Genomic DNA, 22,335 nt, shown 5'->3' with positions numbered 1-22,335 from the left:
CGTCGGCCCCCGGGGCGCGGGTACGCTCGCCAACGGTGATCACTTCCGGACAGATCCAGTCAAGACAGGTCCAGGCCCGAAGGAGAACAAGTGCGGCGCACGGGGACGACGCGCAGGGGTGCGCTGACCGCGACGGGAGCGATCGCCATGGGGGCGGTGCTGGCCGGCTGCGGCAGCGGCGACGACGAGAGCGCCGGACGCGAGGGTCCGGCACGGGCGGACGCGCGGACCGCGGCCGACCGGGCGCCGGCCGGGACGTCGCTCCGGCTGAAGGCCCGTGGTGTGAGCACGTCGCTGCTCGCCCAGTACGAGACCGTCGTCCGGACCCATCCGGCGACCGCCGCGGGGCTCACTCCCCTGCGGGACGCCGTCCGCGCCCACATCACCGCACTGGGCCCCGGCGACGCGCTCGGCCTCGTCCGCACACGGCCCGGCACCGGTGGCGCCGCGGCGGCGGTCAGGGAACTGGCCGCCGCCGAACGCCGTGCCGCGGCCTCGCACACGCAGGCGCTGGTGGAGGCCCCGCCGGAGCTCGCACGGCTGCTCGCGTCGGTCGCGGCCGCGTCCTCGGCCCACGCCTATCTGCTGACCGAACTGGCCAAGGAGACGAAGGCATGAGCGACGACGGGACCCTGAAGGCCGCACAGGCGGCGCTGGCCGCCGAACACGCGACCGTGTACGGATACGGGGTAGCGGGCGCCCGTGTCGCCGCCGACCGCCGCGCCGAGGCCACCGCGGCGCACCACGCCCACCGGGCCCGGCGCGACGCGCTGGTACGGACGGTGCACGACCTGGGCGGTGAACCGGTGGCCGCGGCCCCCGCGTACGCTCTGCCGTTCGCGGTACCGGACGCCGCCGCGGCCGTACGCCTCGCCGCCGTGCTGGAGGACCGGGTGGCGGATGTCTACTCCGACCTCGTACGGGCCTCGGAGGGGCCGTTGCGACGGTCGGCGGCGGACGCCCTGCGGGAGGCAGCGGTGCGCGCGGTCCGCTGGCGCGGCAGCGGCGTACCCTTTCCCGGGCTCGCCGAACGGGCCGCGGACGGGTCCCGCACCGACGGGACCGACGGGACCGGCACGGCGGCGAAGGCCGGACGGCCCGAGGCCGGCACCGCGCACTGAGCAAGCTCTGAAAGGGAACACGGCACGTATGGGTTTTGAACCGCCGCAGCGTCTGGTGCGAGCGCTCGGCGAGTCGTACGGGGATACGGCCGCCGGGGACTGGCTCGCGCGCCTTCCCGCACTGACCGAACGGGCGCTGGCCGCGGCCGGGCCGGGGATGACCGTGGAACGGGTCGCCGCCCCGGGCGGGCGCAGCAGCCTGGTCCTGCTGGTACGGGATGCCGGCGGCACCCCGGCGGCGTTGAAGCTCTCCCCCGCCGGGGCGGCCCCGGACCTCGAGAGGGCGGCGCTGGCGCACTGGAACGGCTGGGGCGCGGTGAACCTCATCGCGTCCGCGGAAGAGGCGCCCGCCGTGGGCGAGGCCCTGCTGCTGGAGCGGCTGCACCCCGAGGTGTCGCTGCGTTCGCTGCCGGAGGCGAAGGCCCTGCTGGAGGCGGCCGGGACGGTGCGGCGGCTCTGGGTCGAACCGCCTCCGGAGCACGGCTTCGAGACGGTCGCCGGCCGGACCGGGCTGCGGATCGAGGCGATGCTGGCCTCCGCCGCGGCCGATCCCGCCCTGGAGCCCCTGGTCTCGGCGGCCCTGGCGGCCCGCGAGGAACTGGTCGCCCACTCCCCCGAGGCCGATCTGCTGCTGCACGGCAACTTCCGGCAGAGCAAGGTCCTTTCGGGCGAGCGGGCCCCCTGGCTGACGGTCGGCCCCGAGCCGGTGGTCGGTGAGCGGGCCTACGATCTGGCGCGGCTGGTGCGGGACCGGGTCGAGGACCTGATCGCCTCACCCGGTGGCGCGGTGACCGCCCGGCGCAGGGTCAGGAAGCTCGCGGACGCGCTGGACGTGGACCGCGAGCGGCTGCACGGCTGGACGCTGTTCCGCGCGGTGGAGTCGGGCACCAGGGCACTGGCGGCGGGCCGTCACCAGGAGGGCGAAGTGACGCTGGAGTTCGCGGGCTGGCTCTGAGGGCTGTCCCGTCCGGCTCGCGGCGCCCGGCACGGCACCTCGCCGTGTCGTCGGGATCGCCCGATTACGCCCCGTACGCGGGCGCCCCTCCGCCTTGCGATGCACCGCGCGGACGACGCGAGCCCCGCCCTCACAGGGCAATACACCTCGGTGTTCCATCCACGGCGAAGGGCCCCGGCACGGAGATCCGTGCCGGGGCCCTTCGCCGTCAGCGGTGCGGTCAGCCCTGCTCGGTGAGACGGGCGATGGCCTCGTCGACCGTGAGCTCCTCGCGCTCTCCCGTACGGCGGTCCTTCAGCTCCAGGACGCCCTCGGCCGAACGACGGCCGGCGACCAGGATCTTCGGGACACCGATGAGCTCGGAGTCGGTGAACTTGACGCCGGGCGAGATGCCCGGACGGTCGTCGACCAGGACGCGCAGGCCGGCGGCGCTCAGCTTCTCGGAGACGTCGAGGGCGAGCTCCGTCTGGAGCGCCTTGCCCGCGGCGACCACGTGCACATCGGCGGGGGCGATCTCACGGGGCCAGCACAGGCCCTTGTCGTCGGCGGTCTGCTCGGCCAGAGCGGCCACCGCGCGGGAGACGCCGATGCCGTACGAGCCCATCGTGACGCGGACGGGCTTGCCCTGCTGGCCGAGGACGTCGAGCGAGAAGATGTCGGCGTACTTGCGGCCGAGCTGGAAGATGTGGCCGATCTCGATGGCACGGTCGACCTGGAGGCCGGTGCCGCACTTGGGGCAGGGGTCGCCCGCCTCGACGACGACGACGTCGAGGTAGTCGTCGACCTCGAAGTCACGGCCCGCGACGACGTTCTTCGCGTGCTTGCCCTCCTTGTTGGCACCCGTGATCCAGGCGGTGCCGGCGGCGACGCGCGGGTCGGCGATGTAGCGGACCTTCTCGAGACCCTGCGGGCCCACGTAGCCGCGCACCAGGTCGGGGCGGCCCACGAAGTCCTCGGCGGTGACGAGCTCGACCACGGCGGGTGTGAGGTGCTCACCGAGCTTGCCGAGGTCGACCTCACGGTCGCCGGGCACGCCCACGGCCACGATCTCGCCGTCGACCTTGACGAGGAGGTTCTTCAGGGTGGCGGAGGCCGGGACGCCGAGGTGGGCGGCGAGGGTCTCGATGGTCGGGGTGTCCGGGGTGTCCAGCTCCTCGACGGGGCCGGTCGCCGAGCCGTCGGCCGGGGTGGCGTTGAACGTCACGGCCTCGGTGTTGGCGGCGTAGTCGCAGTGGGGGCAGTCGACGAAGGTGTCCTCGCCGGCCGGGGCGGGCGCGAGGAACTCCTCGGACGCCGAGCCGCCCATGGCGCCGGAGACGGCGGAGACGATGCGGTGGTCGAGGCCGAGCCGCTCGAAGATCCGGATGTAGGCGCCGCGGTGCAGCTGGTACGCCTCGGCGAGACCCTCGTCGGTGGTGTCGAAGGAGTACGAGTCCTTCATCTGGAACTCACGGCCGCGCAGCACACCGGCGCGGGGACGGGCCTCGTCGCGGTACTTCGTCTGGATCTGGTAGAGGATCACGGGCAGGTCCTTGTAGGACGAGCACATGTCCTTGACGACCTGGGTGAAGACCTCTTCGTGCGTCGGGCCGAGGAGGTAGTCGGCCCCCTTGCGGTCCTTGAGCCGGAACAGCAGGTCGCCGTACTCGTCGTACCGGCCGCTCGCCTCGTACGCCTCCTTGGGGAGCAGCGCGGGAAGCAGGACCTCCTGGCCGCCGATGGCGTCCATCTCCTCGCGGACGACGCGGGTGATGTTCTCCAGGACCTTCTTGCCGAGCGGCAGCCAGGACCAGATGCCGGCCGCGGTGCGGCGTACGTAACCGGCGCGGACGAGGAGCTTGTGGTTGAGCGTCTCGGCGTCCGCCGGGTCGTCGCGCAGTGTCTTGATCATCAATCGGGACATGCGCTGGACCTGGGCCATGGTGAACTCCTGCTCGGAAGGGTGATGTGCAGGAGGTTAGCCGGGCGGCGGGGGCGGGCGGAAATCGATTGGTTCCGGACGGCCCCGGAGGTGCCCGCCCCGGAGCAGCGGGAGCGGTGCTCCCATCACCGCGTACGGTGTGGGGGCGCTGGGGAAATGCACCTGCCGGGCCAGGTCCCGGTAGCCGAGCGAGCGGTACAGACCGCGTGCCGGACTCTCCGTGTCGATCGCGGAGAGGATGGAGCGGGGCTGGGCGACGGCGTCCGTGATGGTGGTGATGAGGGTGCGGCCGATGCCGGCGTTCTGGAACTCCGGGTGGACGTGGAGCTCGGTGATCACGAAGGAGTCGTCGAGCCAGCCGGCCGAGCCGGTGGCGCGCAGATAGGGCTCGACGACGGTGGACCACCAGTGGCCGCGTTCGTTGGGCATGCCGTACACGAACCCGACGAGGCCCCCGTCCGGGGTCATGGCACCGAGCGCGCGGGCGCAGGGGTGGTCGAGATGCCTGAGGACGATGTGGCGGCGCACTTCGATCTCTTCGGGGCCGAGCCCGAAGGCGACGGCCTGCACGGCGAGCGCCTCGTCCACGCGCGCGGCAAGATCGATCGGTCCGATCCGGACGCTGGGAGTGTGGGGGCCGTCCCCGGAAGCTGCTGCCATGAGCAGACCCTACTGTCCGTGGCGGGGTACGGGGTACGGGCCGGGGCGGGCCGGCGCGATCAGAACAGCACGCTCATGAACGCGCCGGTCTCACGGAAGCCGATACGGCGGTACGCCTTGCGGGCGGGGGTGTTGTAGTCGTTCACGTACAGGCTGACGATCGGCGCGACGTCGGCCAGCGCGTACTTCAGGACGGCCGCCATGCCGGTCTCGGAGTGGCCCCGGCCACGGAACTCGGGGGCGACCCAGACCCCCTGGATCTGGCAGGCCTGCGCGGTGGTGGCGCCGATCTCCGCCTTGAAGACGACCTTGCCGTCGTCGATCCTGGCGAAGGAGCGGCCGGCGCCTACGAGCTCGGCGACGCGGGCCTGGTAGAGGAGGCCGCCGTCGCCCGCGAGCGGCGAGATGCCGACCTCTTCGGTGAACATGTCGACGCAGGCCGGCATCAGGACGTCGATCTCGTCCTTGCGGACGCGGCGGACCAGCGGGTCGGGGGCCACGTCGGCCGACGGGCTCTCGGTGACCATGAGCGGCTGGTTGGCCCGGACCTCGCGGGCCGGGCCCCAGCCCGGTTCGAGGAGCCGCCACAGCTGTGCGGTGGGCCCGGCCGGGCCCACGATCGAGGAGCAGCGGCGGCCCGCCCTGCGGGCGCGGTCGGCGAAGGCCCGGACGGCCTCGGGGGTGGCGCAGATGGGGACGAGGTTGGCGCCCGAGTAGCAGAGCGAGCGCAGGCGGCCGTCCGCGTACCAGCCCCACATCTCGCCGCCGAGGCGCCAGGGGTCGAGGCCCGCGATCTGGACCCGGGAGGTCACGAAGGCGTTGGCTACGGGTTCGCTCTCCAGCACCGCAAGGGCGGCGCCGAGGTCGCTGGGTTCGAGGACCCGGGTGGTGGTCTGCGTCAACACGAGGGGGCCTCACCATACGGTCTGCTGATTTCCGCACTGTACCCAAAGAGGCTGTGAGGCGCCGCCCGTGGCCGCGAACCGTTTCTGCGGAAGGCGGTGAGCTCGCTCACGGACAGCGCCCCGCGAGGAGTCCTCCTCCGGCGGGGCGCTGTCGTGGGTGTCATGGGATCAGCTGATGGAGACCTCGGGCTCGCCCGAGGCGACGCCGTCCTTCTCCATCTGTTCGGCGATCTTGAGCGCTTCCTCGATGAGGGTCTCGACGATCTTCGACTCGGGCACGGTCTTGATGATCTCGCCCTTGACGAAGATCTGGCCCTTGCCGTTGCCCGAGGCGACGCCCAGGTCGGCCTCGCGCGCCTCGCCGGGCCCGTTGACGACACAGCCCATCACGGCGACCCGCAGCGGGACCTCCATGCCGTCGAGCCCCGCGCTCACCTGGTCGGCGAGCTTGTACACGTCCACCTGCGCACGGCCGCACGACGGGCAGGACACGATCTCCAGCCGCCGCTGCTTCAGGTTCAGCGACTCCAGGATCTGGAGTCCGACCTTGACCTCCTCGGCGGGCGGCGCGGAGAGCGAGACCCGGATCGTGTCACCGATGCCCTCGCTGAGCAGGGCGCCGAAGGCCACGGCCGACTTGATGGTGCCCTGGAACGCCGGACCGGCCTCGGTCACGCCCAGGTGCAGCGGGTAGTCGCACTGCGCGGCGAGCTGCCGGTAGGCGTTGACCATGACGACCGGGTCGTTGTGCTTCACCGAGATCTTGATGTCCCGGAAGCCGTGCTCCTCGAAGAGGGACGCCTCCCACAGCGCCGACTCCACCAGGGCCTCGGGCGTCGCCTTGCCGTACTTCTTCAGCAGCCGCGCGTCCAGCGAGCCCGCGTTCACGCCGATCCGGATCGGCGTGCCGGCGTCGTTCGCCGCCCGCGCGATCTCCTTGACCTTGTCGTCGAACTGCTTGATGTTCCCGGGGTTCACCCGCACCGCCGCGCAGCCGGCGTCGATCGCCGCGAACACGTACTTCGGCTGGAAGTGGATGTCCGCGATCACCGGGATCTGCGACTTCGAGGCGATCGTCGCGAGCGCGTCCGCGTCGTCCTGCGTCGGGCACGCCACGCGCACGATCTGACAGCCCGAGGCCGTCAGCTCCGCGATCTGCTGCAGCGTCGCGCCGATGTCCGACGTACGCGTCGTCGTCATCGACTGCACCGAGACCGGCGCGTCCCCACCGACCGCCACCGATCCGACCTGGATCTTGCGGCTGACCCGCCGTACGGCGAGCTGGGTCGGAACGGTGGGCATTCCGAGAGAAATCGCAGTCATGCGCTGAGCATCCCCAAGGTGTGGATCGAGGTCCCGAAGTCGGCGGGCTCCGGCCTTCGAGGTTACGGCACCGAGCACGGCGTGAAGCACACCGCGTCCGGGAACCCGGGCAAAATATGGGCTCCCGGACGCACCGTGCGCATCCTCCGTCACTCGGGGTACGCATGGCCCCCGGACGGGCCGGTCAGGAGATCTTGACCGGGTTGACGACGTCGGCGACCAGGACGAGCAGGGTGAAGCAGATGAACACCCCGGCGACCACGTACGCGACCGGCATCAGCTTGGCGACGTCGAACGGGCCGGGGTCGGGGCGCTTGAAGAGCCGCGCCGCGTTCCGGCGCAGCGCCTCCCACAGCGCCCCCGCGATGTGCCCGCCGTCGAGCGGCAGCAGGGGCAGCATGTTGAAGAGGAAGAGCGACAGGTTGAAGCCGGCCAGCAGGAACAGCATCATCGCGATCTGGTTCTGCGCCGGTACGTCCAGCGTCATCACCTCGCCGCCGATCCTGGCCGCACCGACGACACCCACCGGGGAGTCCGCCGCGCGCTCGCCGTCGCTGAAGGCCGCGTCCCAGAGGGCGGGGATCTTGGACGGCAGGGCGATGATCGAATCGACGCCGTTCTCGATCATGTCGCCCATGCGGACGACGGAGTCGCCGAAGGAGAGCGGGACGATCTCCGTCTGCGCCGCGAAACCGAGGTAGCCGGCGGAGACGAACTTGCCCGGGACCACCTCGCCGTCGGAGTCCTTCTTCGCCACGGCGTTCTTCTTGAGCACGGCGTGGAGGGTCTTCTCCTGCCCGTCACGCAGAACCGTGATCGTGGCGGGGCCGATCGTGTCGCGGATCTTGTCGGAGAGTGCGGACCACTCGTCGATCTTCTGGCCGTTGAAGGCGACGATCTTGTCGCCCACCTTCAGCCCCGCGGCCTGTGCGGGCGAGACCGGGTCGGACGCCTTGCAGGTCTCCCGCTTCTCGCTCTGGGAGATCACGCACTTCTGGACGCCGGCGACGTCGGTCGTCTGCGTCTGGAATCCGAAGCTCATGGCCACACCGAGGAAGATCGCCACGGCCAGGACCAGGTTCATGAAGGGTCCGGCGAACATGACGATCACACGCTTCCACGGCTTGCGCGTGTAGAAGAGGCGCTTCTCGTCGCCCTCTTCGAGCTCCTCGAACGCGGCGGATCTGGCGTCCTCGATCATGCCGCGCCACGGCGAGGTGGACCGGGCTTCCAGCCGCCCGTCCGGGCCCGGCGGGAACATCCCGATCATGCGGATGTAGCCGCCTGCCGGAATGGCCTTGATCCCGTACTCCGTGTCGCCCTTCTTCCGCGACCAGATGGTCGGCCCGAAGCCGACCATGTACTGGGGGACGCGGATGCCGAAGAGCTTCGCGGTCGACAGGTGGCCCAGCTCGTGCCAGGCGATGGAGAACAGCAGACCGAAGGCGAAGACCGCGATGCCGAGAATGGTCAGCAGGATCGTCGTCATGCTCATGCGCGTGCCTCCGCGGTGGCCTTGGCCGAGAGTTCCCGGGCCCGGGTCCGTGCCCAGGTCTCCGCTTCAAGGACGTCCGCGACCGTGAGGGAAGTTCCCGACGCCGGCGTTCCGTGTTCTTCCACCACCGCCGTGACGGTGTCCATGATGCCGTTGAAGGCCAGCCGCCCGGCCAGGAAGGCGTCCACGCACTCCTCGTTCGCCGCGTTGAACACCGCCGGCGCGGTGCCGCCCAGCGTGCCCACGTGCCGCGCGAGCCCGACGGACGGGAAGGCCTCGGTGTCGAGGGGGTAGAACTCCCAGGTGGAGGCCTTCGTCCAGTCGAAGGCGGGGGCCGCGCCGGGGACGCGCTGCGGCCAGCCGAGGCCGATGGCGATCGGTCCGCGCATGTCGGGCGGGGTGGCCTGGGCGAGGGTGGAGCCGTCGGTGAACTCCACCATGGAGTGGACGTAGGACTGGGGATGGACCACGACCTCGATCCGGTCGAAGGGGATGTCGTAGAGGAGGTGCGCCTCGATGACCTCAAGACCCTTGTTGACCAGGGTGGCCGAATTGACCGTGATGACCGGGCCCATGGCCCAGGTCGGGTGGGCGAGCGCCTGTTCGGGCGTGACGTCCGCGAGCTCGCTCCTGGTACGCCCCCGGAACGGGCCGCCGGACGCGGTGACGACCAGCTTGCGCACATCGGAGCGCTTGCCCGCCGCGAGTGCCTGGAAGAGCGCGGCGTGCTCGGAGTCGACGGGGATGATCTGGCCCGGGGCGGCGAGCGCCTTGACCAGCGGGCCGCCGACGATCAGCGACTCCTTGTTGGCGAGCGCCAGCGTGCGTCCCGCCTTCAGTGCGGCCAGGGTCGGGGCGAGACCGATCGAGCCGGTGATCCCGTTCAGCACGGTGTGGCAGTCGCTGCCGGCCAGCTCCGTCGCGGCGTCGGGTCCGGCGAGGATCTCGGGGGGCTGCTCCCCCGCCCCGTACTCCTCGCGCAGCGCCTCACGCAGCGCCGGCACCGCCTCGGGAGAGGCGACGGCGACCGTGCGCACCCTCAGCCGGCGCGCCTGCTCGGCGAGGAGGGCGACCCGGCCGCCCGCCGCGGAGAGCGCGGTGACCCGGAAGCGGTCGGGGTTGCGCAGCACCAGGTCGATGGCCTGGGTGCCGATGGATCCGGTGGAGCCGAGGATGACGAGATCCCGGCAGCCTTCCACGGCATCGAAGACGAGGTGCGGGTCGGCGAGGGGGGCGGGGCTGTCGCTCATGCCCCCCATTGTTGCCGCATCGGCTGGGTGCGTGGACAGCGCGCCCCTCGCGCCGCGTCGTGGCTGCTCGCTCACCGGGCCCTCAGCCCTTCGCCGCACGGAACTTGGCCCACTGGGCGGCCATGACCTCGGGCGGCACCCCGCCGACGTCCTTCGTGGAGGTGATCTCCGCCCGGAAGGCGAGGGTCGTGGCTCCGGAGCGGACGACGGTGAGGTACTCGTACAGCTTCTCCTTCCCCTTCACGTCGAGGATGGTGAAGCGGTACGCCTTCGACTCGTCGGCCTCGGCGGCGAAGGCGGGGGCCTTGGCGGGTTCGACCTTCAGATACTTCGCGGACGCGACGGCCCGCTCCTCGGTGAATCCGCCGGCGCAGTCCCGGCCCGCCTTGCCCAGGGCCTTCATGACGGTGGCCGCGCCGCCCTTCGCGTAGCTGCGCAGGGTGACGTCGACGGTGAGGCCGAGCATCTCGTCCGGGACGTCGACCTTGCGCTGGACCTGGGCGGCCGGGTCCGGGTCACTGACCTCGCCGGCGAGGCTGACGAGCGGCTGGCAGCCGGCCGGGGCCGCGGTGTACGCGTCACCGAGCGGGCCGTCGAGGACGTACGCGGACGCCGTGTACGTGCCGACCTTCTCGCCGTCGGTGAAGGACGCGGCCGTCAGTCGCGCCGTGTCGGGTGCCCCGGGCGCGGAGGGCGCGGCCGAGGCCTTGCTGTCGTCGGACGCCCCGGCGGAGCCGCCCGCGCCGTCCTCGTCACCGCCGCAGGCGGATACGCCCAGCGCCATCGCGGCCGCGATCCCGATGACCGCCACCCCGCGCCGCCGTCCCCGCACGTTCCTCGCCCCGTACATGCCTGTTCCCATTCCCTGGTCCCCGATTTCGCTTCTGCTTCGCGTGCGTGACCGACGCCCGGTCGTGCGGTGTGCCGCCGCCCGGTCGCCGGTGAGCCGATCGGCTCAGAAATGCGTGGCCACCCCGAACTCCGCGCGCAGCCGGGCCATGTCGTGCAGGTCGGCCGCGCCGGGGTCGTACCCCTGGTGGAAGTCGGCCTGCCGCTCCGCCGAGATGCAGCGCACCCGTGTCCCGCCGATGGTGCCGGTGACGAAGCACTCCGCCGGGTAGCGGAACGGCTTGTCCGGGTCGAACGAGGACTGCGTCGCCGAACCGTCGGGAGCGAACTGCAGGGGATGCAGGTCGATTTCGAGTCCGGACGGGTGGCTGAGGACGAAGCGTACGGGACGCCGGTCGAGCGTTTCCCCATAGCCGGCCGCGGTCAGTGCGGCGACGAGAGCGGGCTCCTGCTCGCGGCGGTGCAGCAGGTCGAGGTCCTGGTGGCTGCGGGTCTCCTCGCCGAGCAGGGCATCGACACCCCAGCCACCGGCGATCACCACGTCCGCCCCGGCCTCGCGCACGACGGACAGCACGGACAGCACATCGGAGGCGGACATCATGCCGCGGAGCCTAGCCGTCCCGCACCGCCTCGTGCCGGGAGATTCCCCGGCCCGTCCTCCTATCCAGTCACGAGCTCCGCGAACCCGGCGAAGGCCTCGTGGAACCGGGGAAACGTCTTGCGTACGCAGCCGGGGTCGTCGTACGTGATGCCGGGAGTCCGCAGACCGGTGACGGCGAACGACATGACGATGCGGTGGTCGCCGTGGGTGGCGATCTCCGTGGGCCGGGGTGTACCCGGCCGGATCTCGATCCAGTCCGGGCCGGTGGCGACCGTGATGCCCATCCGCCGGAGGTTCTCGGCGCACGCCTCCAGCCGGTCGCACTCCTTGACCCGGGTGTTGCCGACGTCCTCGATGCGGACCGGCCCCGAAGCGAACGGGGCGATGGCGGCCAGCGTCGGCATGGTGTCGGAGATGTCGCGCATGTTGACGGTGACCCCGTGGAGCTCGCCGGCGGAGCGGACCGTGGTGGACCCGGCCGTCATGCGCACCTCCGCGCCCATGCGGCGCAGGACGTCGACGAACCGCAGATCTCCCTGAAGGGCGCCCTGTCCGAGGCCGGGAACGGTGACCTCGCCGCCTGTGAGGGCCGCCGCCGCGAAGAAGTAACTGGCGGTGGAGGCGTCCGGCTCGACCGCGTACGTGGTGGCGCGGTAGCCGCCGGGCGGCACCGTGAACACGGCGTCGCCGGGGCCGCCGCGGGCGACCTCGACGCCGAAGCTCCGCATCATCGCCAGGGTGATCTCGATGTACGGCGCCGACACCAGATCGGTGACGGTGATCGTGAGGCCTTCCGAGGTCAGCGGCCCGAGCATGAGCAGCGCGGTGAGGTACTGGCTGGACTGCCCGGCGTCCAGGGTCAGTTCGCCGCCCTTGATGCCGGCGGCCTCGATGCGCAGGGGGTGGTGGCCCTCGGCGGCCTCGTGGCGGAGGTCGACGCCGAGCGTGCGCAGCGCCTCGGTGAGCGGGGCGAGCGGTCGGCGGCGCATCTGGGCGGAGGCGTCGAAGCGGAAGCTGCCGCGGGCGCCTGCCGCGGCGAGCGTGGGCAGGAAGCGGGCGGTGGTCGCGCCGTCCCGGCAGTAGACGTCGGCGTCGGTGGCGCCCGGCCCGGACGGGCGTCCTGTGAGGTGCCAGGCATCCGCCTCCCGCGTCACCTCGTAGCCGAGGGCGGTGAGCCCCGCCGCGAAGCCTTCGGTGTCGTCCGAGCTCAGCGGACGTACGAGCGTGCTGGTGCCGTTCGCGGCGGCGGCCAGGAAGAGGGCGCGCGCGGTGACGGACTTGGAACCGGGGACATGGATGACGGTCACGTGGGCCCATCCTGCCGTGCCGGCCACGCGGCGGCGGGGCGCGTCCATCGAGTGGACGCGCCCCGCCGGTCCGGCGTCAGGGACTCAGCGGATCGGCCGGTGGACGTTGTCCCGGGCCGAGGGGCCCGGAGTGGCGTCGGCGATCCACGGGCCGTCGTCGCTCGGGTCGATGATGCCCTCCTCCAGCCAGGTGTAGGTGCCGGACAGGACGCCGTCGACCACGCGCCGGTCGAGGTCGTCGGTGTTGGACCAGAGCCGGGTGAAGAGTTCCTCGACCCGGATCCGGGACTGGCGGCAGAAGGTGTCGGCGAGCTGGTACGCCTCGCGGCCGTGGTCGTCCTCGGTGCGCAGGAGTTCGGCCCGGACGCAGGCGGCGCTCATGGCGAAGAGTTCCGCGCCGATGTCGACGATCCTGCCGAGGAAGCCCTGCTTGGTCTCCATCCGGCCCTGCCAGCGGGACATGGCGTAGAAGGTGGAGCGGGCCATTTTGCGGGAGGCCCGTTCGACGTAGCGGAGGTGCCCGGACAGGTCGGCGTGGCCGGCCGGGTGGAAGTCCCCGTAGGTGCGCGGGAGCTGTCCCGGTCCGGCGACGAGTTTCGGCAGCCACTTCGCGTAGAACCCGGCGGCGTTCGCACCCGCCCTGGCCTTGGCGGAGAGCGGCTTGTCGGGGTCGATGATGTCGCCGGCCACCTTGAGGTGGGCGTCCACGGCCTCGCGGGCGATCAGCAGATGCATGATCTCCGTCGAGCCCTCGAAGATCCGGTTGATCCGCATGTCCCGGAGCATCTGCTCGGCCGGGACGGCCCGTTCGCCGCGGGCGGCGAGGGAGTCCGCCGTCTCGAAGCCCCGGCCACCGCGGATCTGGACCAGCTCGTCGGCCATGAGGCAGCCCATCTCGGAGCCGTACAGCTTGGCGAGCGCGGCTTCGATCCGGATGTCGTTGCGGTCCTCGTCCGCCATCTGCGAGCACAGGTCGACCACGGCTTCCAGGGCGAAGGTGGTCGCGGCGATGAAGGAGATCTTCGCGCCGACGGCCTCGTGCCGGGCCACGGGGCGGCCCCACTGCTCGCGGACCGCCGACCATTCGCGGGCGATCTTCAGGCACCACTTCCCGGAGCCGACACACATGGCGGGCAGTGAGAGCCGGCCGGTGTTGAGGGTGGTCAGCGCGATCTTGAGCCCCGCGCCCTCGGGCCCGATGCGGTTCGCGGCGGGGACGCGCACCCGGTGGAAGCGGGTGACGCCGTTCTCCAGACCGCGCAGGCCCATGAAGGCATTGCGGTGTTCCACGGTGATGCCCGGGGCGTCGGCCTCGACGACGAAGGCGGTGATGCCGCCCTTGTGCCCTTCCGACTTCGGTACGCGCGCCATGACGACCAGCAGGTCGGCGACGACCCCGTTGGTCGTCCACAGCTTCACCCCGTCGAGGACGTAGTCGTCCCCGTCCCGGACCGCCGTGGTGGCGAGCCGCGCAGGGTCGGAGCCCACGTCCGGTTCGGTGAGGAGGAACGCCGAGATGTCGGTACGGGCCAGCCGCGGCAGGAAGGTGTCCTTCTGCTCCTGGCTGCCGAAGATCTTCAGCGGCTGCGGCACGCCGATGGACTGGTGGGCGGAGAGCAGGGCGCCGATCGCGGGGCTGGCGGAGCCGGCCAGGGCGAGGGCCTTGTTGTAGTAGACCTGCGTCAGTCCGAGGCCGCCGTACTTCACGTCGATCTTCATGCCCAGCGCGCCGAGTTCCTTGAGGCCGTTCACGACCTCGTCGGGGATCTTCGCCTCGCGCTCGATCAGGGCGCCGTCGATCCGGGTCTCGCAGAATTCGCGCAGCCGGGCGAGGAACTCCTCGCCGCGCCGGACGTCCTCGGCGGCGGGCAGCGGATGCGGGTGGATCAGGTCGAGCCGGAAGCGGCCCAGGAAGAGTTCCTTGGCGAAACTGGGTTTGCGCCAGTCCTGCTCGCGCGCTTCCTCGGCCACCTGTCGCGCTTCGCGTTCGGTGACCTTGGGCGGGTGCGGGGGTACGGATGTGCGTGGTTCGGATGGTGCGGACATGAGGAGCTCACCTCGCCGCTTCGTCGGGATGTCCGGCTCCGGCAGGTCCTCGCGGCGCGCGGTCGGCGGCCGCCGTACCTACAGGTTCTCCTCGTCCGTATCTACCCGAATACCGGCGCGGCCACCATCCACGGGGTGGCGTTCGGGTCATCCGCGCCGGAGGCGAGCCGGACGCGCGGCTTCCGCGGACCGGCTCCCTCCGGGCGGCGGGGCTCAGGCCCGTCCGGCCACCTTCCGGAACAGCCGGGTGAGGGCACGGGCACCGCTGCCGGATCCGGTGGCGGCGCTGTCCCGCTGAAGAGCCTTCTCCAGCTGGGCGAAGTGGTCCTTGCGGGTCCGGGCGAGGTAGGCATCCGAGACGAGCGGTTCGGCGATCCGCCACGCGCGCCGGTGGTCACCCTCGTAGTGGGCGACATAGGCCTTGGCGAGTTCGATCACGGCCTTGAACGGGATGCCGCCCGTGTGGTCCCTGTCGAGGACCTCCTGGACGTCCGTCATCAGCGCGAGCTTCTCGTCCGTGCTGAACGAGTCCTCCGCGATGGCCCGCAGCACGTCCTGCGGGATCGGCCTGACCACCTCGAAGGCCAGGGTGGAGCGGATCGGGGGACCCGCGATCTCGATGTACGGCAGCAGCAACCCGGTGCTGTAGTGCAGCCACGGCAGCCGGGGGCTGGCGAAGTCCTGGTGCAGCAGCACGGAGCCCGGCTCCAGCCGGGGCAGGAAACGTTCCGCCACGCAGCGGAAGACCCGCGCGGTCTTGGCGATGTCGACGTGGAGGAACTCGATGGGGCGGCGGTCCTCGGGGTCGGAGGTCTGCCAGATGTCCCCGGGGTGCAGCTCGACGAAGTCGATGAACGGCTTCAGCTTGTCCTTGAAGTCATCGAGGAAGGAGTTGCTGTCGTCGGGTGCGACTCCGGCCGAGAAGAACTTCTCCGAGGCGAAGGTTCCCTTGCCGACCCGGAAGAAGTCGTACGCGTGCAGCCTGTCGGTCTCGGGGTCGAAGGCAGGGTTCTGCCGCAGCCCGAGCGCGAGCGCGTAGGTCGACCCGCCACCGCCGGATCCCAGCTCCACGATCTGGCCGCGGCCGGTGAGCCGGTGACGCCCCAGCAGGAAGAGGAAGCGCAGTTCCCACGTGCTCACCTGGGAGTAGGGAATGGCGTCCGGGAGCTCGACGTCGTCCAGTCGGGAGTAGAACGTGCTGAGGGCTGCCACGGGTACCTCGCGGTCGATCGGATGTACGGACGGCGATGCTAGCTTCGGGCCCCCGTCGTCCGGCAGTGGAATCCGGCGGCGAGCAGGACGTTTGGCCGTACCGTCACGTGCGGGACATGGGGGGTTGGGCGGGTGTTCCCCTTCCGGGAGCGCCGGCGGACCGGCGGGATAGGGTTCGGCCGGGAAGAATCCGATCGGTCCACCCGGGCTCCGCCAGGCCACGCACGGTGGCCGCCCGAGGGAGAGCCGGATGCTGCAGGCACTGGGACTGGGCCCGGCCGAAGAGGCCGTCTACACCGCGCTGCTGGCCCGCCCGGCGGCATCGGCGCAGGAACTCGTCCGGCAGACCGGTCTCGACGAGGCCGAGACGCACCGTGTCCTGATCGACCTGGCGGCACGCGGCCTGGTGGCAGACGCCACGGACGCCGGGCACGGGGCAGCCGACGGTGAACCCGCGCGCTACCGGCTGACACCCCCCTCGGTGGCACTGGCTCCGTTCCTCGTCGAGCAGCGCAACGCACTGCACCGGGCGGAGACCGCGTTCTCGATGCTGACCGAGCAGTACAGCGCCACCGCCGCACACCCTGCGGGCAGCATCGTGGAGGTGGTCGTCGGCGTGGAGCAGGTCGCCCACCGGTTCCACCAGTTGCAGCGGGGCGCTCAGCGGGAACTGCTCGTCTTCCTCGTCGGCGAGACCATCGCGGTGCCGCGGGAGGACGCCGACATGTCGGAGAATTCCGCGCTGGACCGCGGAGTCGACTTCCGGGTCGTGGCCGCACGGGACTACCTCGACGGGCCCGGGCTGGTGACGGACATGAAGACGGCCATCTCGGCCGGCCTCCAGATGCGCCTGGTCGAGTCGTTGCCGCTGAAGATGGTCGTGTCGGACCGGGAACGCGCCATGGTGCCGCTGGACATGACGGACTCCGGCGGTGAGCCGAGCGCCATCGTGGTGCACCGCAGCGGGCTGCTGACGGCCCTGGTCCATCTCTTCGAGAAGGAGTGGGCCCAGGCGCGGCCGCTGCACGCCGTCCCCACGGGTGTCCGGGTGGAGACGACGACCGAGCAGCCGCCGACCGAGGGGGAACTGGAAGTCCTCGCCCTGTTGCTCGCCGGGATCTCCGACCGGCGCGCCGCCTCCCAACTCGGCCTCTCCATACGCACGGTGGAGCGGCGGACCCGCCGTCTGATGGACCTTGCCGGAGCGGACTCGCGCCTGCAGCTGGGGTGGCACGCCGCACGCGCGAACTGGCTCTGACCGCACCCCGGGCGTGAGGGCCACGGGGCATCCGCCTGCCGGCGGTCACCCGCGGCCGGTTCGGCACCCCCGCCATGCGTTCCGGTTGCGCTCCCCGGAGGTGATCGCGGTCCCGCCCGGAACCGCGGCGATCGCTGCGCCGGGGGGCGGTTGAGAGGGCCGGACCCTTCTGCCCCGCCGGGCGCGCGGCACCGGGACGGGGCCGCGTGACGGAAATCCGACATGCGGGAAACCCGTCACGCGCGACATCCCTACGTCATCCGCATGTCTGCCAGGCTGCAGCGGCACTAGGGCATTTCACACAATCAAGTGGGGAAATTCATGCGCTCCATCACGCGTATAGCCTTGGGCACGGCCACCGCCGTCGCCCTGGCCGTCACCGCGGTCACGCCGTCCGGGGCGGCGGATCCTCCGCCCGACGGTGCCGCGGGCAGGAGACCCCTCGTCGGCAGCGCCGCCGCACAGGGCGGCAAGCAGGCGACGGTCACGCTCGTCACCGGCGACAAGGTGCTGGTGACGACGGACCCGTCGGGCCGCAGCTCCGCTGCCGTGCTGCCCCGCGCGGACGGCGAGCAGCCGACGTTCCAGACCCGTCAGATGGGCAAGGACCTCTACGTCTACCCCGAGACCGCCGCCGGGGCGATCGCCGAGGGCAAGGTCGACGAGCAGTTGTTCAACGTCACCGGGCTCATCCGCCAGGGGTACGACGACGCGCACACGGACGCGCTGCCGCTCATCGCCACGTACGACAAGAGCGTGAACGTCGCCGAGAGCGCACCGGCGGCCCCCCGAGGTTCCGAGCGGGGCCTGAGCCTCCCCGCTGTGGACGGCGTCGCGCTCAAGGCGGGCAAGGACACCGCCGCCGACTTCTGGCAGGACGTCACCGGCGCCCGTTCACGTTCCGCCTCGACACTGAAGAAGCTGTGGCTGGACGGCAAGGCCGAGGCCACGCTGGACCGGTCCACCGCGCAGGTGCACGCCCCGGAGGCCTGGGCCGCCGGATACGACGGCAAGGGCACCAAGGTCGCCGTGCTGGACACGGGTGTGGACGCCGGGCACCCGGACCTGGTGGACCGGGTCGCCGCGTCCGAGAACTTCACGGACTCCAAGGACACCGACGACCGGGTGGGTCACGGCACCCACACCGCCTCCACCGTCGGCGGATCCGGAGCGGCCAGTGACGGCCGCAAGAAGGGCGTCGCCCCCGGCGCCTCGCTGCTCGTCGGCAAGGTACTCAACGACCAGGGCTACGGCCTGGACTCCTGGATCATCGCGGGCATGCAGTGGGCCGTCGACCAGAAGGCCGACGTCGTCTCCATGAGCCTCGGCAACCCCACGATCGGCGACTGCGACGACCCGATGGCCCAGGCCACGGCGGAGCTCTCGAAGAACACGCACACGCTGTTCGTCATCGCCGCCGGCAACGCAGGACCGAGCACCCAGACCGTCTCCTCGCCCGGCTGCGTGCCCGGCGTGCTGACCGTCGGAGCCGTCGACCGCGACGACACCACCGCACCGTTCTCCAGCCGCGGCCCCGTGGCCGTCACCCACACTCTCAAGCCCGAGATCGCCGCCCCCGGCGTCGACATCTCGGCGGCCAGTGCGGGCGGCCGCGGTGTCTACGCCTACCGGACGATGTCCGGAACCTCCATGGCCACCCCGCACGTCGCGGGCGCCGCGGCCGTCGTCCGCCAGGCCCACCCGGACTGGTCCGCGCAGCGGATCAAGGCCGCCCTGGTCTCCTCGGCCCGCACCGGCGGGAAGGTCGCCGGTGCCGGCGAGACCGGCGGCGGGGTCCTCGACGTGTTCGGCGCGGTGAACCAGAAGGTGTTCTCCGCACCCGCCGTCCAGGCCGGAAGCTACAACTGGCCGCAGGACTCCTCGGACCGCACCACCGTGCAGGTGCCCTTCACCAACACCACCGGCAGCGACCTCACCCTGAGCGTGAAGGCCGGCGGTGTGCACGGCAACGACGGCAGCGAGATCGGGTCCGGCATCATCGAGCCGGCGTCCGGCAGGCTGAAGGTCCCCGCGGGGGCCACCGCACAGCTTCCGGTACGGATCGACCCCACGGCCCGGCTGCGGGACGGCCAGTACGGTGCGGTCACCGGACGGATCCTGGCCACCGGCGGCGGTGCGCACGTCTCCGTGCCCGTCACGCTCTACGTCGAGCCGGAGACGGTCACGCTCCGGGTCAAGGCCATCGGCCGCGACGGCAAGCCCGCGACGGGCACGTCGTCCCTTGACCTCGTCAGCCTCGACATCAACAGGGGCGAGCGCCGCACCAACGCGGGTGCGGCCGACCAGACGTACCGCGTGCGTCCGGGCGACTACTCCCTCAGCAGCTTCGTGACGACGTACGACGCCGACAAGGCGGCCGAATCGGTCAGCTACCTGGCACGGCCGCAGCTCCGGATCACCCGTGACACCACCGTCGTCCTCGACGCCCGCAGGGCCCACCGGCTGAGCGTGCGCACCGACCGCCCCTCGACGGTGAGCAACACCACGTTCAGCTACGCCCGCACCTGGGACGACACCTGGCAGATATCCGCGTCCCTCTCGGCCGACAGCGCCGTCCACGCGTTCTACGCGGACGTCGACGGACGGGCCGGCGAGGGCACCTTCGAGTTCCGGTCCACCTGGCGTGCGACCGGTTCCGAGGGAGGCTCGCCCTACGTCTACAACCTGTCGTTCCCGACCCGGGGCCCGCTCTCCTCCGACCAGGTCTACCGGACCCGGGACTCCGGCCTGGCCCGGGTCACCGAGACCTGGAAGGCGATGGGCAAGGAGGCCGACTACGTCGACGCGCTGTTCATCCGCCCCGCCGGGGGCAGTGACGCCTACCTCCCGGTGGCCCCGATGGGTACGGTCCACGTGCCCGCCGTCCGCACCGCCTATTACACGACCGGTGACGAGGCCTGGTACCACGGCGCGATGACCAGCTTCCCGTTCGCCGCCTTCATGGGCGACCAGGAGCGCGTCTACCGGGCGGGCGAGCGGCGTAACGAGGAGTGGTACGGCGGCCCTCTGCGGCCGGCCGCACCGCGCGACGCCGACGGCAAGCCGATGCTGGCCGCCGAGCGGCAGGGTGACCTGATCGGCTTCCAGAACGCACTCTGGCTCGACGAGTCGGGCGATCACTGGACCTATGGCGGGTCGTTCGGTGACCTCGGCAAGCTGGTGCTGAAGCGCAACGGCGAGCAGATCGCCACCAGGGTCGATCCGTACGGCGTGTTCACCGTGCCGGACGAGGACTCCGCGTACGAACTCACCCAGATCCTGGAGAAGATTCCGTCCGCGGACAAGAACTGGCTGCGCTCCACCGCCGCCACCACCACGTGGAGCTTCCGCTCCCACCGGGAGCCGGACGTCTACTCCCGCGGCCTGCCGATCCTCGTCCCGAAGTACGACGTGCCGGCCGACGGCATGAACACCCTTCCGGCGAAGAGCGGTATCGGGATCGGCCTGTCGGTCGAGGGTCACGCCGGGTACACCCCGGGTGCGGTCACGGCCGCCTCGCTGTCCTACTCCCTCGACGGCGGCACCACCTGGGTCCAGGCGCCGACCGAGCGGAAGAAGGGCACGTGGACGGCGGTTCTCGACCTCACGGGGTCGACCGGCAAGCAGGTCATGACGAAGACCTCGCTCACCGACGCGAACGGCAACGCGGTCGCTCAGACCATCACCCGCGCCTACGACGTCCGGTAGCCACGCGGTACGGCCGGGCGGTCCGCCGGGCCGTCCCCTGTCCTGCATCGTGACCACCGAGACGCTGCACGTCCCGGTGCAGGACACAGCCCCGGCAAGCGGTTCGCTTGCCGGGGCTGCCGCGCGTTCGTCCCGCGCCGGTCCCCCAGGGCTGTCCGGGCGGGTGAAGGCAGGACTACAGGGCGAGGCCGGTGAGGACCAGGACGCGCTCGTAGGTGTAGTCGTCCATCGCGTAGCGGACGCCCTCGCGGCCGACGCCGGACTGCTTGGCGCCGCCGTACGGCATCTGGTCGGCGCGGTACGAGGGGACGTCGCCGATGATCACGCCGCCGACCTCCAGCGCGCGGTGCGCGCGGAAGGCGGTCTGCAGGTCATGGGTGAACACCCCTGCCTGGAGGCCGTACTTGGAGGAGTTCACGGAGGCGAAGGCCTCGGCCTCGCCGTCCACCTTCTGCACCGAGAGGACCGGCCCGAAGACCTCCTCGTGGGAGAGGGTGACGCCGTCGGGGAGTTCGGCGAGGACGGTCGGCGCGTACGTCGCCCCGTCGCGCTTGCCTCCGGCGAGCAGCTGGGCGCCGGCCTTCACGGCCTCGTCGACCCAGGACTCGACGCGCTGGGCGGCCTTCTCGTCGACGAGCGGGCCGACGTCGGTGGCTGCGTCGGACGGGTCACCGGTGACCTGGGCCTCGACGGCCGCGACGATCTTCGGCAGGAGCCGGTCGTAGACCGCGGCGTCCGCGATGACGCGCTGTACCGAGATGCAGGACTGGCCGCCCTGGTAGTTGGAGAAGGTCGCGATGCGGGTCGCGGCCCAGTCCAGGTCCTTCTCGGAGGCGTAGTCGGCGAGGACGACCGCGGCGCCGTTGCCGCCGAGCTCCAGGGTGCAGTGCTTGCGCGGCACCGAGTCCATGATCGAGTAGCCGACCGGGGCGGACCCGGTGAAGGAGATCACGGGCAGGCGCTCGTCCTGGACGAGGGCGGGCATGCGGTCGTTGGGGACCGTCAGCACGGACCAGGAGCCGGCCGGCAGGTCGGTCTCGGCCAGCAGCTCGCCCAGGATCAGGGACGAGATCGGGGTGGCCGGGGCCGGCTTCAGGATGATCGGAGCGCCGACGGCGATGGCCGGGGCGACCTTGTGCGCGCTCAGGTTCAGCGGGAAGTTGAACGGCGCGATGCCGAGGACCGTGCCGCGCGGGAAGCGGCGGGTCAGGCCGAGACGGCCGGTGCCGCCGGCGTCGGTGTCCAGGCGCTGGGCGTCACCGCTGTTGAAGCGGCGGGCCTCCTCGGAGGCGAAGCGGAACACGGAGACGGCCCGGCCGACCTCGCCGCGCGCCCACTTGATGGGCTTGCCGTTCTCGGCGGAGATCACCTGGGCGATCTCCTCGGTGCGCTCCGTCAGCCGGCGTGCCACGTGGTCGAGCGCGGCGGCGCGGACGTGGGCCGGGGTCGCGGCGAACTCGTCGCGCACGGCGTGTGCGGCGGCGACGGCCTCCTCGACCTGGGCCTCGGTGGGCACGCTGACCGTGCCGACGAGCCGGCCGTCCCAGGAGTTGGTGACGTCGAAGCTTTCCTCGCCGGTGGCCTCGCGGCCGGCCAGCCAGAAGGCGTGGGTGGAGGTCATGGAGGTTCCGGCCCTTCGATGTCGTGGGGTGTTTCCGTCCCCCACCGTAGGGCCGCGGTGTCCGCCTGGCGTTTGTCCGGGGTGGAGCACAGGCGGGCCGGGG

At 71.6% G+C, this 22,335-nt stretch carries 17 protein-coding genes; 5 read left to right on the top strand and 12 right to left on the bottom strand.

Annotated features, from left to right (window positions below):
* Nucleotides 1–90 precede the first annotated feature (90 nt).
* Genes ACGFZA_RS06695 through ACGFZA_RS06685 form a run of 3 tightly spaced genes read left to right on the top strand, consistent with a single transcriptional unit; the run spans nucleotide 91 to nucleotide 2,076 of the window.
* Complete coding sequence (locus ACGFZA_RS06695; protein WP_393677558.1) at nucleotides 91–618, top strand: hypothetical protein; 528 nt, start codon at nucleotides 91–93, stop codon at nucleotides 616–618.
* Nucleotides 615–1,121 (top strand): ferritin-like domain-containing protein, encoded by a 507-nt coding sequence (locus ACGFZA_RS06690; protein ID WP_393677556.1) that lies wholly within the window; start codon nucleotides 615–617, stop codon nucleotides 1,119–1,121. Before ACGFZA_RS06695 ends, ACGFZA_RS06690 begins: the two co-directional genes overlap by 4 nt.
* 28 nt (nucleotides 1,122–1,149) lie before the next feature.
* The gene (locus ACGFZA_RS06685; RefSeq protein WP_393677554.1) at nucleotides 1,150–2,076 is read left to right on the top strand and encodes an aminoglycoside phosphotransferase family protein; all 927 of its coding nucleotides are present in this window, start codon (nucleotides 1,150–1,152) and stop codon (nucleotides 2,074–2,076) included.
* Nucleotides 2,077–2,296: 220 nt separating this feature from the next.
* Here the strand turns inward: ACGFZA_RS06685 and ACGFZA_RS06680 are convergent, their stop codons facing one another.
* The 11 genes from ACGFZA_RS06680 to ACGFZA_RS06630 form a co-directional block, all read right to left on the bottom strand.
* On the bottom strand, nucleotides 2,297–3,997 hold the full coding sequence (locus tag ACGFZA_RS06680; RefSeq protein WP_393677552.1) for a proline--tRNA ligase: 1,701 nt from the start codon (nucleotides 3,995–3,997) through the stop codon (nucleotides 2,297–2,299).
* Nucleotides 3,998–4,033: 36 nt separating this feature from the next.
* Complete coding sequence (locus ACGFZA_RS06675) at nucleotides 4,034–4,657, bottom strand: GNAT family N-acetyltransferase (protein ID WP_385281678.1); 624 nt, start codon at nucleotides 4,655–4,657, stop codon at nucleotides 4,034–4,036.
* Nucleotides 4,658–4,716: 59 nt separating this feature from the next.
* Nucleotides 4,717–5,559 carry a GNAT family N-acetyltransferase gene (locus ACGFZA_RS06670; protein WP_385281780.1) on the bottom strand — a complete coding sequence of 281 codons (843 nt, stop codon included), beginning with the start codon at nucleotides 5,557–5,559 and terminating at the stop codon, nucleotides 4,717–4,719.
* 171 nt (nucleotides 5,560–5,730) lie between these two features.
* On the bottom strand, nucleotides 5,731–6,885 hold the full coding sequence (gene ispG / locus ACGFZA_RS06665; RefSeq protein WP_266783521.1) for a flavodoxin-dependent (E)-4-hydroxy-3-methylbut-2-enyl-diphosphate synthase: 1,155 nt from the start codon (nucleotides 6,883–6,885) through the stop codon (nucleotides 5,731–5,733).
* A gap of 184 nt (nucleotides 6,886–7,069) precedes the next feature.
* A complete protein-coding gene (locus ACGFZA_RS06660; RefSeq protein WP_385281674.1) occupies nucleotides 7,070–8,380 on the bottom strand; it encodes a M50 family metallopeptidase in 1,311 nt (436 codons plus the stop codon).
* Nucleotides 8,377–9,630: a 1-deoxy-D-xylulose-5-phosphate reductoisomerase gene (dxr, locus tag ACGFZA_RS06655; protein WP_393677548.1), complete on the bottom strand. Its 1,254-nt coding sequence runs from the start codon at nucleotides 9,628–9,630 to the stop codon at nucleotides 8,377–8,379. The genes ACGFZA_RS06660 and dxr overlap by 4 nt, the downstream gene beginning before the upstream one ends.
* Nucleotides 9,631–9,712: 82 nt before the next feature.
* Nucleotides 9,713–10,492: a hypothetical protein gene (locus ACGFZA_RS06650; RefSeq protein WP_393677546.1), complete on the bottom strand. Its 780-nt coding sequence runs from the start codon at nucleotides 10,490–10,492 to the stop codon at nucleotides 9,713–9,715.
* A 93-nt stretch (nucleotides 10,493–10,585) separates the two neighbouring features.
* Nucleotides 10,586–11,080, bottom strand: coding sequence for a nucleotidyltransferase domain-containing protein (locus tag ACGFZA_RS06645; RefSeq protein ID WP_393677544.1), 495 nt, complete (start codon nucleotides 11,078–11,080; stop codon nucleotides 10,586–10,588).
* 59 nt (nucleotides 11,081–11,139) lie between these two features.
* Nucleotides 11,140–12,387 (bottom strand): 3-phosphoshikimate 1-carboxyvinyltransferase, encoded by a 1,248-nt coding sequence (aroA, locus tag ACGFZA_RS06640; protein ID WP_385281663.1) that lies wholly within the window; start codon nucleotides 12,385–12,387, stop codon nucleotides 11,140–11,142.
* 84 nt (nucleotides 12,388–12,471) lie between these two features.
* Nucleotides 12,472–14,433 (bottom strand): acyl-CoA dehydrogenase family protein, encoded by a 1,962-nt coding sequence (locus tag ACGFZA_RS06635; protein ID WP_385281660.1) that lies wholly within the window; start codon nucleotides 14,431–14,433, stop codon nucleotides 12,472–12,474.
* A 213-nt stretch (nucleotides 14,434–14,646) separates the two neighbouring features.
* Complete coding sequence (locus ACGFZA_RS06630; protein ID WP_393677541.1) at nucleotides 14,647–15,645, bottom strand: class I SAM-dependent methyltransferase; 999 nt, start codon at nucleotides 15,643–15,645, stop codon at nucleotides 14,647–14,649.
* Nucleotides 15,646–15,895: 250 nt separating this feature from the next.
* Here ACGFZA_RS06630 and ACGFZA_RS06625 point away from each other — a divergent pair, with 250 nt between their 5' ends.
* Together ACGFZA_RS06625 and ACGFZA_RS06620 are read left to right on the top strand one after the other, a co-directional pair.
* The gene (locus tag ACGFZA_RS06625) at nucleotides 15,896–16,903 is read left to right on the top strand and encodes a TrmB family transcriptional regulator (protein ID WP_385281655.1); all 1,008 of its coding nucleotides are present in this window, start codon (nucleotides 15,896–15,898) and stop codon (nucleotides 16,901–16,903) included.
* A 321-nt stretch (nucleotides 16,904–17,224) separates the two neighbouring features.
* Nucleotides 17,225–20,611, top strand: a complete 3,387-nt coding sequence (locus tag ACGFZA_RS06620; protein WP_393677538.1) for a S8 family serine peptidase — start codon at nucleotides 17,225–17,227, stop codon at nucleotides 20,609–20,611.
* A gap of 175 nt (nucleotides 20,612–20,786) precedes the next feature.
* Here ACGFZA_RS06620 and ACGFZA_RS06615 read toward each other — a convergent pair whose 3' ends face one another.
* A complete protein-coding gene (locus tag ACGFZA_RS06615) occupies nucleotides 20,787–22,232 on the bottom strand; it encodes an aldehyde dehydrogenase family protein (RefSeq protein ID WP_385281649.1) in 1,446 nt (481 codons plus the stop codon).
* Nucleotides 22,233–22,335: the final 103 nt, after the last annotated feature.

It is taken from the genome of Streptomyces sp. NPDC048211 (assembly GCF_043202315.1).
Taxonomy (GTDB): domain Bacteria; phylum Actinomycetota; class Actinomycetes; order Streptomycetales; family Streptomycetaceae; genus Streptomyces.
The sequence above is the reverse complement of the archived record's forward strand: the minus strand, read 5'-3'. Positions and strand labels throughout refer to the sequence as shown.

Coding starts and splice junctions, on each gene's coding strand:
- ACGFZA_RS06690 (WP_393677556.1), top strand. CDS start 615: ATGAGCGACGACGGGACCCTGAAGGCCGCACAGGCGGCGCTGGCCGCC.
- ACGFZA_RS06685 (WP_393677554.1), top strand. CDS start 1,150: ATGGGTTTTGAACCGCCGCAGCGTCTGGTGCGAGCGCTCGGCGAGTCG.
- ACGFZA_RS06680 (WP_393677552.1), bottom strand. CDS start 3,997: ATGGCCCAGGTCCAGCGCATGTCCCGATTGATGATCAAGACACTGCGC.
- ACGFZA_RS06675 (WP_385281678.1), bottom strand. CDS start 4,657: ATGGCAGCAGCTTCCGGGGACGGCCCCCACACTCCCAGCGTCCGGATC.
- ispG (WP_266783521.1), bottom strand. CDS start 6,885: ATGACTGCGATTTCTCTCGGAATGCCCACCGTTCCGACCCAGCTCGCC.
- ACGFZA_RS06660 (WP_385281674.1), bottom strand. CDS start 8,380: ATGAGCATGACGACGATCCTGCTGACCATTCTCGGCATCGCGGTCTTC.
- dxr (WP_393677548.1), bottom strand. CDS start 9,630: ATGAGCGACAGCCCCGCCCCCCTCGCCGACCCGCACCTCGTCTTCGAT.
- ACGFZA_RS06650 (WP_393677546.1), bottom strand. CDS start 10,492: ATGGGAACAGGCATGTACGGGGCGAGGAACGTGCGGGGACGGCGGCGC.
- ACGFZA_RS06645 (WP_393677544.1), bottom strand. CDS start 11,080: ATGATGTCCGCCTCCGATGTGCTGTCCGTGCTGTCCGTCGTGCGCGAG.
- ACGFZA_RS06635 (WP_385281660.1), bottom strand. CDS start 14,433: ATGTCCGCACCATCCGAACCACGCACATCCGTACCCCCGCACCCGCCC.
- ACGFZA_RS06625 (WP_385281655.1), top strand. CDS start 15,896: ATGCTGCAGGCACTGGGACTGGGCCCGGCCGAAGAGGCCGTCTACACC.
- ACGFZA_RS06620 (WP_393677538.1), top strand. CDS start 17,225: ATGCGCTCCATCACGCGTATAGCCTTGGGCACGGCCACCGCCGTCGCC.
- ACGFZA_RS06615 (WP_385281649.1), bottom strand. CDS start 22,232: ATGACCTCCACCCACGCCTTCTGGCTGGCCGGCCGCGAGGCCACCGGC.